Source organism: Thermostichus vulcanus str. 'Rupite', from assembly GCF_022848905.1.
Taxonomy (GTDB): domain Bacteria; phylum Cyanobacteriota; class Cyanobacteriia; order Thermostichales; family Thermostichaceae; genus Thermostichus; species Thermostichus vulcanus_A.
Genome location: NZ_JAFIRA010000007.1, coordinates 95809 through 113722 on the forward strand (window position 1 = coordinate 95809; position 17914 = coordinate 113722).

At 56.0% G+C, this 17914-nt stretch carries 15 protein-coding genes; 8 read left to right on the forward strand and 7 right to left on the reverse strand.

Translation table 11 applies throughout. From position 1 onward, the window contains the following. Positions 1–36 precede the first annotated feature (36 nt). Both JX360_RS04815 and JX360_RS04820 read left to right on the forward strand, forming a co-directional pair. The gene (locus tag JX360_RS04815; protein WP_244349459.1) at positions 37–789 is read left to right on the forward strand and encodes a MotA/TolQ/ExbB proton channel family protein; all 753 of its coding nucleotides are present in this window, start codon (positions 37–39) and stop codon (positions 787–789) included. Continuing rightward, the gene (locus tag JX360_RS04820; RefSeq protein ID WP_244349460.1) at positions 764–1189 is read left to right on the forward strand and encodes an ExbD/TolR family protein; all 426 of its coding nucleotides are present in this window, start codon (positions 764–766) and stop codon (positions 1187–1189) included. Before JX360_RS04815 ends, JX360_RS04820 begins: the two co-directional genes overlap by 26 nt. 249 nt (positions 1190–1438) lie before the next feature. Here JX360_RS04820 and argF read toward each other — a convergent pair whose 3' ends face one another. Next, positions 1439–2362: an ornithine carbamoyltransferase gene (argF, locus tag JX360_RS04825; protein WP_244349461.1), complete on the reverse strand. Its 924-nt coding sequence runs from the start codon at positions 2360–2362 to the stop codon at positions 1439–1441. Next, positions 2325–2465, reverse strand: coding sequence for a hypothetical protein (locus JX360_RS04830; RefSeq protein WP_244349462.1), 141 nt, complete (start codon positions 2463–2465; stop codon positions 2325–2327). Before JX360_RS04830 ends, argF begins: the two co-directional genes overlap by 38 nt. A 121-nt stretch (positions 2466–2586) precedes the next feature. Here JX360_RS04830 and JX360_RS04835 point away from each other — a divergent pair, with 121 nt between their 5' ends. Further along, positions 2587–3348 (forward strand): gamma-glutamyl-gamma-aminobutyrate hydrolase family protein, encoded by a 762-nt coding sequence (locus JX360_RS04835; RefSeq protein WP_244349463.1) that lies wholly within the window; start codon positions 2587–2589, stop codon positions 3346–3348. 333 nt (positions 3349–3681) lie between these two features. Further along, complete coding sequence (cobN, locus tag JX360_RS04840; RefSeq protein WP_244349464.1) at positions 3682–5898, forward strand: cobaltochelatase subunit CobN; 2217 nt, start codon at positions 3682–3684, stop codon at positions 5896–5898. Between the two features lie 132 nt (positions 5899–6030). On the opposite strand, the gene JX360_RS04845 is transcribed toward cobN, so the two are convergent. The 3 genes from JX360_RS04845 to JX360_RS04855 all read right to left on the reverse strand — a co-directional run bounded on the left by JX360_RS04845 (position 6031) and on the right by JX360_RS04855 (position 10315). After that, the gene (locus JX360_RS04845; protein ID WP_244349465.1) at positions 6031–6333 is read right to left on the reverse strand and encodes an RNA recognition motif domain-containing protein; all 303 of its coding nucleotides are present in this window, start codon (positions 6331–6333) and stop codon (positions 6031–6033) included. A 202-nt stretch (positions 6334–6535) separates the two neighbouring features. Beyond that, complete coding sequence (locus JX360_RS04850; protein WP_244349466.1) at positions 6536–9277, reverse strand: valine--tRNA ligase; 2742 nt, start codon at positions 9275–9277, stop codon at positions 6536–6538. A 222-nt stretch (positions 9278–9499) separates the two neighbouring features. Further along, positions 9500–10315: a phosphatidate cytidylyltransferase gene (locus JX360_RS04855; RefSeq protein WP_244349467.1), complete on the reverse strand. Its 816-nt coding sequence runs from the start codon at positions 10313–10315 to the stop codon at positions 9500–9502. 245 nt (positions 10316–10560) lie between these two features. Here JX360_RS04855 and pdhA point away from each other — a divergent pair, with 245 nt between their 5' ends. The 4 genes from pdhA (at position 10561) to JX360_RS04875 (ending at position 15798) form a co-directional block, all read left to right on the forward strand. Then, entirely contained in the window at positions 10561–11562 is a 1002-nt protein-coding gene (gene pdhA / locus JX360_RS04860; RefSeq protein WP_244349468.1) for a pyruvate dehydrogenase (acetyl-transferring) E1 component subunit alpha, read from the forward strand. A 187-nt stretch (positions 11563–11749) separates the two neighbouring features. Then, complete coding sequence (locus JX360_RS04865) at positions 11750–12922, forward strand: RNA-guided endonuclease TnpB family protein (RefSeq protein WP_244349469.1); 1173 nt, start codon at positions 11750–11752, stop codon at positions 12920–12922. Positions 12923–13173: 251 nt separating this feature from the next. Beyond that, positions 13174–14766, forward strand: coding sequence for an NAD(P)H-quinone oxidoreductase subunit 4 (locus tag JX360_RS04870; RefSeq protein ID WP_244349470.1), 1593 nt, complete (start codon positions 13174–13176; stop codon positions 14764–14766). Positions 14767–14871: 105 nt separating this feature from the next. Continuing rightward, positions 14872–15798, forward strand: coding sequence for a D-isomer specific 2-hydroxyacid dehydrogenase family protein (locus tag JX360_RS04875; RefSeq protein WP_244349471.1), 927 nt, complete (start codon positions 14872–14874; stop codon positions 15796–15798). A 1-nt stretch (position 15799) separates the two neighbouring features. On the opposite strand, the gene moaA is transcribed toward JX360_RS04875, so the two are convergent. Together moaA and JX360_RS04885 are read right to left on the reverse strand one after the other, a co-directional pair. After that, a complete protein-coding gene (gene moaA / locus JX360_RS04880; RefSeq protein WP_244349472.1) occupies positions 15800–16777 on the reverse strand; it encodes a GTP 3',8-cyclase MoaA in 978 nt (325 codons plus the stop codon). Positions 16778–16982: 205 nt separating this feature from the next. Further along, positions 16983–17914 (reverse strand): RNA-guided endonuclease InsQ/TnpB family protein (locus tag JX360_RS04885; protein ID WP_279611254.1); only part of this gene is annotated, 932 nt, incomplete at its 5' end.

The window sequence follows — 17914 nt, forward strand, 5'->3', positions numbered from 1 at the left end:
GTAAAATTCCGCTAGGGCGCGGGTGAGTGAGGGTCGATGGATACGGTTTTACAGTTATTGATCCGGGGTTGGTACTTCTCGATCCCGCTGCTGATGTTCTCGGTCTTCTCAGTGGCCTGCTGTATCGAGCGGGGCCTGTTTTGGTGGAAAGTCACCCACCGACAAGAGGAGATAGTGCGCCAAGCTTTGAGTCAGTACCGCCGCAATCCGCGTGCTGCTCAGTACCTGCTGGAGCAAAATGCCGATCTTCCCATTGCGCGGATTTTTTTGGCGGGTTTAGACCTGAACGAAGCTAGCCCGGAAGATTTTAAGTTGGCTCTAGAAACCGCCTTGGCTGCAGAGGTACCTCTGTTGAAGCGGTTTAATACGGTCTTTGATACGGTGATCACCATCGCACCCTTTTTGGGTCTGTTGGGCACCGTTACGGGCATCATCCAGATTCTCAGCTCCATCCAGTTGGGGGATATTGGTGGTACCGATACGCAGGGGGTAGGGCAGGGGATTGCCGAAGCCCTTTACTCAACGGCATTTGGGTTGATCGTTGCCATTCCCACGTTGCTGATTTCCAACACCTTCCGCTCTCTCTACCTGCGGCAACTCTCCAAAATTCAAGAGTACGGTGGCGAGTTGGAGTTGCTGCATCGGCAACGGCAGGAGCTGCAAGCCCAACAGTCTTCTCAGCGGCCCTACATCAAACCCGGCCCCACCAGTGGCTCGACCATTCCCCCTTACTCGTCCCTTGAGCAATCGGTACAGGAGCCTTATGCGAATCCCGGAAGAGAATTTTAGACCCGCCGAGATCAACATCGTGCCCTTGATCGATGTCATCTTCTCGATCTTGGTCTTTTTCGTGATTGCCAGCTTGGTGCTCACCCGTTCGGAAGCCCTGGATGTCAATCTACCAGATGCGACTACGGCAGAAACTCGCATTCAACCGGATGTAACCGTGAGTGTGACGGCTGAGGGCGAGATCGCGGTTAACCAGGAAACCATTGCTGATGTATCGGGTTTGATCCCAGCCGTGGAGCGGATCCTGGCGGAAAAAACTGGTGAAGGCCGGCGCCTAGTGGTGATCAATGCCGACTTAGCGCTGTCTCACGGCAAAGTGGTAGAGGTGATGGATGCCCTGCAACGGGTGCCCAATGTCAGCTTGGCGATTGCGGCTCGTCGGCCTAGCAGTGGCAGTTGAGGGTGCGCGTTCTGCAGTTGTTCAAGAGGGTCTTTGCTCCAAATCTCTGACCAACTCCGGCAACGCTTTAAGATTCTCAGGCCGATAGGTGGGATCCTGCCGCCAGCGTTCTTGAGTGCTGGAATGTAAATCGGCGCGGGTGAGAGGTCGTTGTTTGGCCTCATCCTGGCAGGGATCCCGCCAACGGCGCTGGGCCAGCCGGAAAAGCCCCTTCGGCTCTCAAGAAAAAGGCATGAGCAGATGCCTACATCATTCAGCTCCCAGCAACTGCACCAGTAATGCCTTCTGTGCGTGTAACCGATTTTCTGCTTGCTCCCAGACCCGCGACTGGGATCCCTCCAAAACTTCTGTGGTGATCTCCTCTTCGCGGTGGGCAGGCAAGCAATGCAACACAATTGCCTCGGGATCCGCCCGTTTCATTAAGTCGGCATTCACTTGGTAGGGCAAAAACTTGGCTTGGCGGGCTTCGGCTTCCGCTTCTTGTCCCATACTGGCCCAAACATCGGTGTAGACCACCTGAGATCCCGAGACGGCCTCCTGGGGATCCTGTAAGACCTGCACCTCAGAATTAGAATTACGGGCCAAAGTACGGGCTTGCTGCACTACCCCTGGATCCGGTTCATAGCCTGCCGGTGTCGCCACTCGAATATGGATGCCACTCATGGCACAGCCCAACATCAGGGAATGGGCAACATTGTTGCCATCGCCACAATAGGCCAAGGTCAAGCCCGCCAACTGGCCAAAGGTTTCCTGAATGGTGAGCAGATCCGCCAAAATCTGACAAGGATGGAACTGATCGGTGAGGGCGTTGATCACCGGAATATCGGCGTAGTCGGCGAAGGCTTCTAGCTCTTTCTGTTCATAGGTGCGGATGGCGATCACATCCAAGTAGCGGGAGAGCACCCGGGCCGTATCCTGTAGCGGTTCTCCCCGACTCACCTGCATGACGGTGGGCAATAAATCGATTGTGCTCCCGCCACATTGGGCCATAGCCGCTGTGAAACTGACGCGAGTGCGGGTGGAAGCCTTTTGGAACAACAACCCCAACACGCGACCCCGCAGATCCACCCGATAGGGATCCCGTTTCAGCTCAGCCGCCTGCGTCAGCAAAGCCAATAGCTCCGCCGGGGTGAGGTCACTGAGTTTGAGCAGATCCCGTCCAGCCAAATTCATGCTGCCCCCAGTCTTCGACCCCGCCATCATAGGGCATTTCTCGGGGAGCGCCACCCATGCAGGGATCCCGTTCTTCTACAGAAGGATGAGCCAAGTTCGACAACGATTCAACCCGTCTGGACCATCCATAAGTTGTGATCGGACGCACACCGTTCTAAAAACCCACTAACAACATCAGAAAATGGTGCTCCGCACCGCTCACACGATAGGGTTATCGTATAGAGATGAAAGGAACACCGCCTCTCTCGGATCGACCACTGATCGGCATTACCACTCGCAATCGTAACGACGAGGGCAACTTTATCGCGCCGGGCCGTTACATCGACGCCATTCGAGCTGCCGGCGGGATCCCCGTCCTCTTTCCTCCAGGCGAGAGTGAACCCCAGGTTTTGTTGTCTTTGGTGGATGGATTGGTGTTGACGGGGGGTGGCGATCTCTGCCCCAGCACCTATGGTGAGGATCCAGAACATCCCAAAGTGCGCTATGTCAACTCAGAACGGGATCGGTTTGAGGTGGCGCTAGCTGAAGCGGTGATGATGCAAGGGATCCCTGTGTTGGGCATTTGTCGGGGGATGCAGTTGTTGAATGTGGTCAGTGGGGGCAAGCTGATCCCGCACATACCGGATGTGTACGATGAGTTGGATCATTTCAACCCCGAAGATCGCAAGCCGATTCGACACAAAGTCAGCCTTCTCAACTCAACCCGACTGCAGCAAATCATCGGTGCTCAGGAAATCTCGGTAGTATCTTGGCATCATCAGGCCATTTGTGATGTACCGGCGGGGTGGCGTTTGTCCGCTTGCTCTACTGATGAGCTGATTGAGGCGATCGAGCACGAAACCCACCCTTGGGCAGTCGCCGTGCAGTGGCACCCGGAGTTTACCTTTGAAGAGGCGGAGCATTTTCGTTTGTTTCAAGCATTTGTGCAGGCAGCCCGTCAGTTTTCGCCACGCTTGATGAGCCAGGTAACACCCCAGGTGGCCTAGACAGGGTTTTGACTTTTCCCTTTTCCAACCTTTCCCAACCCCAAAAAACGCCAGCTCTGGTGCTGGCTTACGCCGGACGAAACGATTGAAGTTGCTTGCACTTGCAGATCACCAGCCAGCCCTGGGGTTTTATCAGTTCGGCACGGATTTGGAACCCATCAGGAGATGGGGCTTGAGATATCCTTGGGGACACTGGGAACGGTCAGGCGATCCAAGCAAGGGCAAGGGGTGGAAAGAACTTTGCCCTCCTCCTCAGCCAGGTTAAGGGGGGTGGGAAAGGGAACCCTTTCATCCATCATCAAGTCAGTTCAGCAGTAGCCCTCTCTCCTCACGATGCATCGAATTGCAGCCATACCGGGGGGATGGGATCCCTCCCAAGCTGGGGTGATTTTCCTAGAGCAGGATCCGGCTCCTGTGGTGGTGCTGACGGCAGCGGATACCGACTTGGGGGCACTGGCTGGGGCGATGCAGCTGTTGCCGGAGGGATTCCCGGCGGTGCGGGCGGCCAATTTGTTGCAGTTGCAGCAGCCCTTGAGCATAGACGACTATGCCGAGACCGTTTTGCGGCAGGCGCGGCTGATCCTGATTCGGCTGTTGGGGGGGCGGGCCTACTGGAGCTATGGGCTGGAGGTGGTCAAACAGGTGGCTGCCGAGCAGGGATCCCATCTGATTGTGATACCGGGGGATGATCGTCCCGATTGGGATTTGGTCAGCCATTCCACCGTCAGCTTGGCTGTGGCGGATCGGGTGTGGCAGTACTGGCTGGAGGGGGGATCCGAGAACGTGGCCGCCTGTCTTACCTTCTTGGCTACGGAACTTTTGGGCTATCCCTATCCGGTGCGGGATCCCCAGGTGCTACCCCGGCTGGGGATTTACCGGCCCTCTATACCCCCCGTCCAGGATGCGGCTGCCCCGAAGGTGGGGATTTTGCTCTATCGCGCCCATGTGTTGGCGGGCAATACGGAGCCGGTGGATCAACTGGCGGCAGCCTTGGCCCAGCGGGGATTACAGCCCCTTTGCCTCTACACCTACGGTCTCCAGGAACCCGACCTACCCCAAGCAATACGGGATCATTTTGGCGGCAAAATTGAAGTTTTGTTAAATACCACCAGTTTTTCTTTGGCCCGCTTGGACAGGGACCAACCGGATGTCAGCCTATGGCAAGAACTGGATGTACCGGTGTTGCAGGTGATCTTAAGTGGTGGATCCCGGCCCAGTTGGCAAGCCTCCCCCCAGGGGCTGGGGGCGCGAGACTTGGCTATGAATGTAGCCCTACCGGAGGTGGATGGGCGAGTTATCAGCCGGGCGGTTTCTTTCAAGACGGTGCGGCAAGCGGATCCCTGGCTACAAACGGAGGTGATGGCCTATGAGGCTGTGCCGGATCGGGTGGAGTTTGTCGCAGAGTCGGCGGCCCGCTGGGTGAAGTTACGGCGTACTCCCATTCCAGAGCGGCGGCTGGCCTTGATCTTGGCCAATTACCCCAATCGGGATGGGCGGCTGGCCAATGGCGTCGGCTTGGATACTCCCGCCAGCTGTGTCCAGATTCTCCAGGCCCTTCAGGCAGCCGGCTACGGGATCCCCCATCTCCCCCAAAGTGGGGATGAACTGATCAGCTGGCTCACCCAGAGCTACACCTACGATCCCCTCGGATCCCTGCGACCGGCCCAGCAATTTCTTTCTGCCCAGATTTATCAAGAGTGGTTCCGGCAACTGCCGGACGGGATCCAAGCCCAGCTCATCCAGCAATGGGGGGAGCCGTCCCCTGAGGATATTCCGGTTGTCGGTTTACCGTTGGGACAGGTGTTTATCGGCATCCAACCGCCACGGGGGTATGACCGGGATCCGGCCTTGAATTACCATGCTCCCGATTTGGTGCCTCCCCATGAGTACTTGGCTTTTTACCTGTGGCTACGGCAGGTATTTGGAGCACAGGCCATCGTGCATGTGGGCAAGCACGGCAACCTGGAATGGCTACCGGGCAAGGGATCCGCTCTGTCTGCCGAGTGTTACCCAGAGATTGCCTTGGGGCCAATGCCTCACTTTTACCCGTTTATTGTCAATGATCCGGGGGAGGGATCCCAAGCCAAGCGGCGTGCCCAAGCAGTGATCATTGACCATCTCACGCCACCCCTCACCCGCGCCGAGTTGTATGGCCCCTTGGCGGAATTGGAGCGGCTAATGGATGAATATGTGCAAGCGGAACAATTGGATCCCAAACGTTGCCCTCTGATTCGTGCCCAAATCCAGGAATTAGCCCAGACCGAACATTTACATGAGCAGTTCAATCTGGAAACAGAGGAAGATCTGAATCGGTTGGATGGCTATCTGTGTGAGCTGAAAGAATCCCAGATTCGGGATGGGTTACATATTTTGGGCCGGATCCCAACAGGAGATCAACTGATCGATTTGCTAGTGGCTTTGGCGCGCTACCCCGGCAACGGTCAACTGGGTCTGACTCAAGCCATTGCCCAAGACTGGGGCTGGGAATGGGATCCCCTGACCGCCAATTTAACGGATCCCTGGGGGACACATTCTACGAAGCCAGAGTGAAAAATCAAATCAATAGCAACGAACAAAGGGGCTGACGAGGATCCCTCAATCAACCCCTCCGTGATCAGTACTTTGCTATCAGCAAACTAGGTTACGAGTAACCGATTGAGCCAGTAGCAGCCGCCAGCAAGATCAATAGCGGCTTTGGAAGTTGCGACGACGATCGCCACCGCCACCAAAGGCAGGGCGCTCCTCCCGTGGACGAGCCTTGTTCACTTTCAGATCACGCCCCATCCACTCCGCTCCATCCAGAGCAGCAATGGCAGCTTCTTCTTCAGTGTCCGAGCTCATTTCCACAAAGCCAAAACCCCGAATGCGGCCTGTTTCACGGTCAGCAGGGATCTGCACCCGCTTCACAGAACCATACTCAGCAAAAACAGCGGTCAAATCCGCCTCAGTTACCTTAAAGGAAAGGTTACCGACATAAATCGACATGAACAGATCTCCGAAAGAGAGAGAGTACCAACAACTGAGATGTTCGGAGAGCCGTCTGCCAATACAAAACGTGAAAACCCGTCAAGACCAGAAGAAACGAACACTGCAACCGACAAAAATCTCAACTCTCAGCATAACACAGAGCCAGAACCTCACCCACCCCGTTTTACAAATGGTCAACATGACCCCTCCGATGGCCGGATCAACCCAACTTTTGCAACCGGGACTTCAGCAGGGTGATCTGGGCATCCAGCTCCGCCAACTGCTCCCGATGGGTTTGTACCACCTCTGGGTTGGCCCGACTGATGAAATGGGGGTTCTCTAGGCGAGAGCGGATCCCTTGGGCTTCTTTCTCAATTTTGGCGATGTCTTTTTGCAGCTTGGCCCGCAGCGCCTCCACATCCACCAGCCCCGCCAACGGCATCAACACCTGAATGGTACCCACCACGCCCGCCGCCACCTGTTTGGGTTCGGAGGCCAGAGATCCCGTGATTTCCAGGGATTCGGCCTTGGTCAGCTCCTGAATGTAGGCCCGTGCTTCGGTGAGGATCCGTTGCTCCGTTGAATCGGTGGTTAGCAAGATGGCCGTGATGCTCTGACTGGGCTTGAGGCCCGCTTCTGCCCGCAGGTTACGCAGGCTGCTAATGGTCTGGATCACCAAAGCAAACTCCCGCTCCAGAGTAGGATTCACCCAAGCAAAATCCGGCTCAGGGTAGGCTTGGACTGAAATTGAGGTGGTTTGCTGGGCTTGGGTCAAAATCTGCCAGATCTCTTCCGTGATGTGGGGCATCCAGGGGTGCAATAGCTTAAGGATGCTTTCCAATGCCGTGGCCAACACCTGTTGAGCGGTGCGTTTGGAGGTGACATCCTCCCCCCGCAGGCGGGGCTTAACCAGCTCAATATACCAATCGCAAAAGTCATCCCAGATCAACGAGTAGAGCAGCCGCGCCCCTTCCCCCAGGCCATAAGCCTCCAGTTCCTCAATCACCTGGGCCGTGCAGGAGTGTAGCCGCGACAGGATCCAACGGTCTACCAATTCCAGCTGCTCTGGGGAGGGGGATCCCAACTGGGCGGGGGTTTGCCCCTCCAGGTTCATCAACACAAAGCGGGAGGCGTTCCAGATCTTGTTGGCAAAGTTGCGGGCTGCCTCAACGCTGGCACTCTCTCCCGTTTTGCGGTCGTAGGCTAAGCGTATATCCTGCCCCGCTCCCACCACTTCTTTGACGAGGGCATAGCGCAGGGCATCGGTGCCGTATTTGTCCAATAGCTCCAATGGGTCGATGCCATTGCCCTTAGATTTGGACATTTTCGCCCCATGTTCATCCCGCACTAGACCATTGATATAGACATCCTTGAAGGGGATCTGGCCGGTGAACTGGGATCCCATCATGGTCATGCGGGCTACCCAAAAGAAAATGATGTCAAAGCCCGTAGACATCAGGGAGTTGGGGTAGTAGCGTTTGAGATCTTCGGTGTCATCCGGCCAGCCCAAGGTGGAAAAGGGCCACAACCCGGAACTAAACCAGGTATCCAGCACATCGGGATCCTGCTGTACTGCCTCCACCTCAGGACCAAATTTTTCCCGTGCCTTGACAAGGGCCTCCTGCTCATGACGAGCTACCACAAAAGCCTGCGGATCCCCGGGAATCTGACCCTCAATGACTGGATACCAAGCCGGGATCTGATGGCCCCACCACAATTGCCGCGAGATGCACCAGGGGCGCAGCTTTTCTAGCCAGCCGGTATAAACCTTCGTCCAGCGCTCCGGCACAAAGCGGGGGCTGTTGTTGCGGTATTCTTCTTCTAGGCAACGGGCCGCCATGCCCGACACATCGCAAAACCATTGGATGGAGAGCAACGGCTCAATCGGTACACCCCCCCGGTCGCTGTGGGGCACGGTGTGGGTGTAGTCCTCCACCTTCTCCAAGAGGCCATGCGCCTCAAACCATTGCACCACCTTCTGACGGGCCACAAAGCGATCCAGCCCCGTGAAGGGATCCCCGTTCTCGTTCAGGGTGCCGTCCTTGTTGAGAATGTTGATCATGGGCAAATGGTGTCGCTGGCCGATCTCAAAGTCGTTCGGGTCGTGGGCCGGGGTGATCTTGACGCAGCCGGAGCCAAAGCTGGCATCCACATACTCATCGCCAATGATCGGGATTAGCCGATCCTTAATGGGCAATTTGATCTGCTGACCGATCAGGTGCTTGTAGCGCTCGTCGGAGGGGTTCACGGCCACGGCAGTATCCCCCAGCATGGTTTCGGGGCGGGTGGTGGCTACTACCAAGTAGTGGTCGGGATCCGCCGCCAGGGGATAGCGAAAATGCCACAGGTGGCCCTTCACTTCCTTGTCATCCAGCTCAATATCCGATACCGCCGACTGGGTGGCCGGACACCAGTTAACCAAATACTCGCCCCGGTAGATTAGCCCCGCCTCATGCAGCCGCACAAATGCCTCGATCACCGCCCGGTTGAGGCCCTCATCCATGGTGAAGCGATCCCGGCTCCAATCCAACGATAGACCCAAGCGCCGCAGCTGGCCCTTAATGATGCCCTGAGACTGCTCCTTCCAGGCCCAGGCCCGCTCCAGAAACGCTTCCCGGCCCAGATCAAAACGGCTTTTGCCCTCCTGGCGCAGTTGGTTCTCTAGGATGGTATGAACAGCAATGCTGGCGTGGTCGGTACCTGGCACCCAGAGGACGTTGTAGCCCCGCATCCGCTTATAGCGAGTCACCACATCCGGCAACGTAAAGGCAAAGGCATGACCCATGTGCAAGTTGCCCGTCACGTTGGGAGGGGGCAGCACCATGCTAAAGGGATCCCCTGGTGCCCTCGGATCCGCCACATAAAAGCCCTGCTCCTCCCAAAAGCTCTGCCACTTCGGCTCGGTTTCAAAAGGGTTGTATTGGCTGGGCAAGTTAGAGACTTGGGGAGTCGCGACGGTCATGAGGAGAGCAGGTAAAGGGTTGTAAAGTGTGGAATCACCCTATAGATTAGCAGTCCAACACCCTACTCTTCTTTGGGATGGGGTGACCCAGCTGTGAGCTGAAGTATTGATCCAGCTCACCTAGAAGAGAAACACCCCAGGCGCGGGTGCTGCTATCGCTCACATTTGGGTGCAACCCTATCATCAACCCCTCCCCAGTTCAGTAAGGTTTGCAGGCTGACCCTACGATCCAGAGTAAGCGTTGAGCAACTCCATGCAGTAGAACACCAAGGGTGCGGTGAACACATAGCTATCCCCCCGATCCAAAATGCCGCCGTGGCCAGGGATCAGATCCCCAGAATCCTTGACCCCGGCATCCCGCTTCATCAGGGATTCCGTTAAATCTCCCAACAAACTGGTCAACCCGATCAAAAAACCCAGGACTCCACCGCTGAGCCAGCCCCAAGGCCAGCCCAAGTAGTTAGCTCCCGCCACCGCCAGCGACATACTGGCGGCAATACCTGCCACCGCCCCTTCAACAGTTTTTTTCGGGCTGAGGATGGACAATTTGGTGCGCCCGAAGGCCCGCCCACACAGGTAGGCCCCCACATCCGCCGCGATCACACAGCCCATCGCCAACAGGGTAATCCGTAAGCCTTCTCCGGTTGCTTCTGAGAAGGGCAAGGCCCGCACCCGAATCCAAAAACTGGGTAACAACGCGCAGTAAAACAACCCCAAAATTGAGGTGGCAATGTCGGCAATGGTGGCCACCTTCGGCTTGAAGAGCAAATAAAAGCAGATCACGGATCCGGCCACGATGAAAGCAGGGCTTGTCCATTCCGGCTTCACCTGCTGCAAAATCACCAAAATCTGGCTGGAAAACATGGTGGTGCGCATGGCCGGGGCATTGCCCTTCGCCTGCACCAAGCGGAAAAACTCCAATTGCGCCAAAAAAATGATCAGCCCAATCGCCGCCGTAAAATACCAACCCCCTAGCAGGGTGACCATCAGAGCAAACAGCATCGCCGCAGCGCCGCTGACCAAACGTGCTCCCATCATGCGCATCCGGTCGCGTGAATCGAAGGATTCCAGGCTGCCTCAGATCCTCCATCAAGTCGGGAAAAGCTGTACCGCTGCTGCAATGGAAAAGCCCCTTACCTTAGCCTCTCAGTTTAACCTTCTCGGTCGCCGGACAACCTCTCCATCCCACCAGGCAAGGGATCCCTTCGTGAGGCTGCAATCTGGCCGGGGCATGTGATAATTGATGGACTGCAAAGATTTGTCACCTTTGGCCCTTTCCCAGCATGGTTCAGGAACTTACGCCCCCCTTGTCTACGGCTCGCATTTCTGCCGAAGAGGCCCGTATGCTCTATCAGGATATGACGCTAGGCCGTTTGTTCGAAGACAAATGCGCCGAGATGTACTACAAGGGCAAGATGTTTGGCTTTGTGCATCTCTACAACGGTCAGGAGGCGGTTTCCACTGGGGTGATCAAAGCTCTGAAACCCAGCGACTACGTCTGCAGTACCTATCGGGATCACGTCCATGCCCTTAGCACTGGGATCCCGGCTCGGGCGGTGATGGCAGAACTCTTTGGCAAGGCCACGGGGTGCAGCAAGGGGCGAGGAGGCTCGATGCACCTGTTCTCCTCAGAACACAACTTCCTGGGGGGCTATGCTTTTGTGGCGGAAGGGATCCCGGTGGCCACAGGGGCAGCCTTTTCCGCCAAGTACCGGGGTACCGACCAAGTCACCGCCTGCTTCTTTGGGGATGGAGCCTGTAACAACGGCCAGTTTTACGAATGCTTAAATATGGCCGCCCTCTGGAAATTACCGATTCTGTACGTGGTGGAAAATAACTTCTGGGCCATCGGTATGGCTCACGAACGCGCCACCTCCGATACCGATATCTATCGCAAAGGCCCGGCCTTCGGCATGCCTGGTTATCGAGTGGATGGGATGGATGTGCTGGCGGTACGAGAAGCGGCCCAACAGGCGATTGAGCGGGCCCGCGCGGGAGAAGGCCCCACCCTGCTAGAGTGCATTACCTATCGGTTTCGGGGACACTCTTTGGCGGATCCAGACGAGCTGCGCAGCCCTGAGGAGAAGGAGTTTTGGCGGCAACGGGATCCGATTAAACAACTGGAACGCTATGCCCTAGAGCACAACTTGATGAGCGAAGCCGAGTTTCAAGCCATTCAAGCGGAGACCACGGCGCTGATTGAAGATGCCGTCACCTTTGCCCTGGAAAGCCCAGAGCCTACCTTGGATGAGCTTTATCGCTTTGTTTTTGCAGAGGACGAGTGAGGCGGTCGCTAGCTGAGTGGGCTGCGGTCACGACCTGGAGTTAGAGTTTGTCCCTAACTCTAACTGCACAGTGGGCCTCAAAGTATCTTTACGAAGAGCAGCGTAAAGCCCCCGGTTTCCAACCGGGGGATATAAGCGCACAGGCTGAATTTATTCAGCAACAGAAATAGTACATACAATAGTCCCCATGAAACGGGTCACCACCACACTCAAGCTCAAGTTTCTTGACCTCAATGCGGTCAAAGCAGAGATGTTCGACCAGACGGTTTGTGCGACAACCGAACTGGCAAACGAACTGCTCCGCATCAGTCCAAAGGAACGAAAAGCATTAACAACCGCCAAAGTGGTGACACCACTCAAGTCGGCCCTCTCCAACCAGGTGATTCGTGTCCTGAAGGGGAAAGCCGGCCAGCGGGTCAAACACTTCAAAGTGTTCTGGCCAGAGGTCAACAACCAAAACTGGAAGCTGCACAAAATAGGCAGCACCTACTCGGTGAGTTTTCCCACGATTCAGGGTGACAAGCGGGTTCCCCTTGAGGTTGGCAGTTCCTACTATGCCGAGCGTCTTGAGCGCATCCTGGCCGAACAGGATTGTGAACGGGGAACCTTGAAACTCATGAAGCTACGGGGCTGTTGGTACGCGGTTGTATCTATCACTTGGGAAGTTCCCGAAGTGAAGAGTACGGAACGGTTAGGTGTTGACCGGGGGCAGAACCGTTTGGCAGTGGCGGCCACCCGTTGGGGTCGGGCGGTGTTTTTTGGGGGTGGAGAGGTAGCCCACCGTCGTCGTCGTTTCCAGAAGCGTCGTGCCCAGTTGCAACAGGCGGGTAAATACCGAGCACTCAAGCGACTGGAGCGCAAAGAAGCCCGTTGGATGAGGGCGGTCAACCACACCGTTAGCCGTCGCATTGTGCGGTTTGCCAATGCGGTAAATGCGGATGTGTGGATGGAAGACCTATCGGGTATCCGCCAATCCAGACAGAGCCAGAAGGCGCGTTCGGATGCCGGGAAATCGCGCCATACCTGGTCGTACTACGACCTGGAGTGGAAGGTTGCCTACAAACTGGAAATGGCGGGTAGGACGCTGCACAAGCGCCCTGCTGCCTACACATCCAAAACTGACCACAGGACAGGATTGATTGGGAAAAGGAGTGGGCATTTGTTCACCGGGCAGGACGGGTATTGCTGTGATGCCGACTGGAATGCCGCAATGAACATTGCCCAGTGGGACGGGTTTTCGTGTCCTTTGAGTCTAAAAGAAGCCCTGCCCGTAATAGGTAGGGTCGGCTCAGGGGATGGGGTATTTGGCAATCCCCTGAACTCCATGAATCCCTCACAGCTTCAAGCTGTGGGGAGCTAGAAGGGAGAATCCCCCGGTTTCTAACCGGGGGAGTGTCAAAGTAACTCGCAGGCAACCCCTGTTAAAGTTGGCTGCTCGGCTGCCGACTTCGTTGAACTGCGGCCATCGATAGGGATCCCTCACTGGTTACCATCAGAAGACCCTTCTTGAGATCTGCGCAATAGCGCAGCCTTTTCCGTAAACATCGCTTTCCATTTGTTTACAGAGCTTCATATAATCAGGATACTGAGCATAAGTATTTATTCCTGGTCATGAGCAATCCCCTTGAGTTTCCCTGGCTGACAACGCTGGTGCTCCTGCCGCTGCTGGCAGCCTTCGGGATCCCGTTGATCCCCCAGAGCCGTTGGGTTCGTTGGTACGCCCTCGCTGTGGGGGTTTTGGATTTGGGCCTGATGATCTATGCCTTTGGGCGCCACTACGACCTACAGAACTTCTCGCTGCAGTTGGCGGAGCGATTCGCCTGGGTTCCTCAAATTGGCTTTGACTGGTCACTGGCGGTAGATGGGCTTTCTTTGCCTTTGGTGCTGCTGTCGGGGTTGATCACCACCCTCTCGGTTGTGGCGGCCTGGAATGTGACCAATAAGCCGCGCCTGTTTTTCTTCCTGTTGCTGTTGATGTATAGCGCACAGGTGGGGGTGTTTCTGGCGCAGGACATGCTCCTCTTCTTCTTGATGTGGGAGATCGAGCTGGTGCCGGTGTATTTGCTGATCTCCATTTGGGGCGGGCCGAAGCGGCAATATGCGGCGACTAAGTTCATTCTCTACACGGCAGCTGCCTCCATCTTTATTTTGGTGGGATCCCTGGCGATGGCCTTCTACGGGGAGGGCTTCAGCTTTGATATGGCCGAGCTGAGTACCAAGTCTTATCCCATTGCCCTGGAATTGTTTGTCTACACCGGTTTACTGATTGCCTTCGGGGTAAAGTTGCCGATTTTCCCGATGCACACCTGGCTACCGGATGCCCACAGTGAAGCTTCTGCCCCCATTTCCATGATTCTGGCTGGGGTCCTGCTAAAGATGGGGGGCTATGGCCTGATCCGCATGAATGTCGGGATGCTATCAGAAGCCCATGTGTACTTTGCACCGGTTTTGGCCGTATTGGGTGTGGTGAACATCATCTACGGGGCGCTGGCGGCCTTTGGTCAGAGCCATCTGAAGCGGCGCTTGGCCTATTCTTCCATTGCCCACATGGGTTTTGTGTTGATCGGCATCTCTGCTTTCACGGAGCTGGGCATCAACGGTGCACTGTTACAGATGATCTCCCACGGATTGATCGCGGCGGCTCTGTTCTTCTTGACAGGGATTACCTACGAGCGTACCCACACCCTCTCCCTCGACAAATTGGGGGGCTTGGCTAAGCAAATGCCGAAGACCTTCGCCCTGTTCACTGCGGGATCCCTGGCTTCCTTGGCCCTACCCGGGATGAGTGGATTTGTCGGCGAGCTGACGGTGTTCTTGGGCCTGACCACTAGCGATGCCTATACGCCTGCCTTCAAAGCTGGGATTGCCCTGTTGGCGGCGGTCGGGATCATTCTCACCCCGATTTATTTGCTCTCCATGCTGCGGCAAGTCTTCTATGGTGCTCAGGATCCGGGGTTGGTGGTCGAGAGCTACCTCGGGGATGTGCGCCCGCGGGAGATGGCGGTTGCCCTCTGTTTGCTCTTGCCGATCATCGGCATTGGCCTCTATCCGCGTCTGGCTACCCAAACCTACGATGTTACGGCGGTGGCAGTGGCTTCACAGGTGCGCAGTGTCTTGCCAACCGAAATTGTGCAGCAACCTTTCTTTCCCTTCCCGGTTCAACCGGCTCAGGTGGCGGTTTTGTCGATGGATATGGAAAAGTAAGGGATCCCTTGCTTGTTTCTGAGGCCCTGTTTTCTTTAACTGGGAAGGCTGTTGTTTGGGGCATCCTCCAGTATTCTGGCAAAGGATGAGATCAGCACCAGCAGGATGGGCATACAGGGCACCCGTATTGCCGTAGAACCCGCTGGGATCCGCCCCTGGATCCGAGAGGCTGTTTTGGCCGGCGGCGGGCAGATCGTCTCTGTGGCAGAAGCCGAGGCTTTGGTTTGGGCGGATGCTTTTGATGTCTCGAACCTGAAGCGCTGTTTGGCGGCAGGCCCTGGGATCCGTTGGATCCAGTTGCCGTGGGCAGGGGTTGAACCTTTTGCTCAAGCGGGGGTTTTGGATCCAGCCTATGTGTGGACCTGTGGCAAGGGGGTATATGCCAAGCCGGTGGCTGAACATGCGCTGGCCTTATTGTTGGCAGGCTTGCGAGATTTCAAAATCCGGGCTTTGGCCCAAAGTTGGCATCGCGGATCGGGAGTGAGCCTGTTTGGGCGACGAGTGGTGATTTTCGGTGCCGGGGGGATTACCCAAGAGTTGATTCGCCTGTTGCAGCCGTTTCAGGGTGAAATTGAGGTGGTACGGCGCCGGGCTGATCCGGTGGTGGGGGCAACGCGGGTGGTGACGCTGCCAGAGCGCCAAACGGTCTTGGCCGCTGCAGATGCGGTGATCTTGGCTCTGGCCCTGACCCCAGAAACCCAAGGAATCATTGCCCGACCGGAACTGGAGGTGATGGGATCCCAGTGCTGGCTGGTGAATGTGGCGCGGGGTAAACACATCGTGACTGAAGATCTGGTTCAAGCGCTCCAGCAGGGAAAGATCCGAGGGGCTGGCTTGGATGTGACGGATCCCGAACCTCTACCGGATGGGCACCCGCTGTGGAGCTTGCCCAATTGCTTGATCACCCCCCACACCGCCAACACGGAAGCCATGGCTATCCCGATGCTTTCGGAGCGGGTGCGGGAAAATGTACGTCGCTTTGCCTTGGGGGAACCCTTGATTGGGCAGGTGGATCCCCTATTGGGCTACTAGGCTAGCCCCCAATTTGAGACATGGTGCGGCGGTAGGCTCCCTGAATCCCTTTGTCCCGTCCTTTGAAGTGAATGTCTGGCTTAATGGCCAGCAAATCCTGCACCTGTTGCCGGAGATGCTCAATAGGGATCCCCGCTCGCAGCGGATCCCGAAGGTTAATCTGGCCGGATTCATTCAATAAACAAGGTCGTAACCAACCCTCACTGGACAGGCGCATCCGGTTACAGCGATCACAAAAGCACTCCGACATCTGGCTGATAAACCCCAACGTGCCTTGTGCCCCCGGGATTCGAAAAACATCCGCTGGCCCATTGCCGGCTACAAACCCAGGTTCTAAGCCGAAGCGAGCACGAATCCGTTGCCGCAAAGTTTCTGAGTCCACCCAACCGATCTGGTCAAACAAAGGACCGTTGCCAATGGGCATAAACTCAATGAAACGCACATGCCAACGCCGCTCCAGGGTAAGGGCGGCCAGCTCTTCCACTTCTCCTTCATTGACCCCAGGAATCACCACCACATTCAGCTTCAAGGGATCAAACCCCACTTGGTAAGCGGCCTGGATCCCGGCCCAAACCTGTTGCCAGCGATCCCGCCCCGTGATTTGCTTGAAGGTGTCGGCATCGAGGGAATCCAGACTGATGTTGATGCGGCGCAAACCAGCGTCGTACAGGGGTTGGGCTTTCTGGGCTAGGTTAAAGCCGTTGGTGGTCAGGGCCACATCCTCGACCCCAGGCAAACGACACAGGGTATGGATCAGTTGTTCTAAGCCTGGTCGCAGCAGCGGTTCTCCACCGGTGAGGCGAAAGCGATTAATGCCGAGGGGCAAGAAGACCTCTTCAATGAGAGTGAGCAGCTCTGGATCGGTGAGGCGCTCTGAGGTTTGCAGCCAGGCCAACTCTGCTTCGCTGGGCATACAGTACTGGCAGCGGAAATTGCAACGGTCGATCAGGCTGATGCGCAGGTAGTTGACAACAGGCATAGATAAGTTGGCCTAAAGAGAGGGATCCCTATGAGAACCCCTCGGTTGTCTACGGGTTATCCAACAGAGGATCAGAGGAATGCCCATTCGTGCTTGTAATGAAGATCTCAAAAATTAAGATCTAATTAAGATCTTAATAAGATCTGAAACTAAGATCCCATTGTAGGTTCAACTTCCAGAGACGTTGGGGTGACAACTCCCACCGCTAAGCTGCGCTGTAGCGGGGGCTTCTCAGATTCACAAATGAGAGTTGCTGCTTCACAGGACTCGTACCCAAGTATCCTCCACAGCCAGCAAACGCCTGTCCCAGCGTCCGTTCTGCCCGATGCAAAAGGTTCCGTGCTGCATTCCAGTCCCGGTCTATTTCTAGCCCACAATGAGGGCAGCGGTGTACCCGCTCTGTCAGCGTCTTCTGCACTTGTTCACCACATCCCGAACATGCCTGGCTGGTACCGTTGGGATTCTCTGCCATCACTATCTTGCCGCGTTTGACCGCCACTGCTTCGAGGATACGCAGAAATGTACCCCACGCCACATCCAGAATCGACTGAGCTAGTCGGGTTCTAGCCAGTCCTTTGATGTTCAGGTTCTCAAACACAATCAGGTCATAGGCACTGCAAAGCCAATGGGCCACCTGATAGTGAAACTCTTTGCGTTGTCTGGCCACGTGCAAATGCAGTCGAGCCACCTTGTTGGCCTGCCTTTGATAGTTACGCGAGCCCTGTTGCTTTCGTGCCAGTTTACGCTGTTGACGAGCAAGCATTTTCTGGGCTTGCCGATAAAACTGTGGTACCTCAATCGCCTCTCCATCTGAGGTGACCAGAAACTTGTCTAGTCCTACGTCTATGCCTACTGCATTGCTGATTTTATCCACCGGCAACGGTTCAGGAACCGTCCCGTCTTCTAGGGAAAAGCTGACATACCACCCATCCGCTTTGCGGAGAATCGTTGCCTGTTTAATCACAAACCCGTCCGGGATGGGACGATGCAAAATAACCTCAACTTTTCCAATTTTGGACAGCTTCAAAATATTGCCCGAAAGGTGTGCTCCGGCTTTCGGACCGTTAACCCGTGGAAAGGTGAACGAGCAAATGTCACCCCGTTTCTTAAATCGAGGTCTACCACCACGCTTGCCTG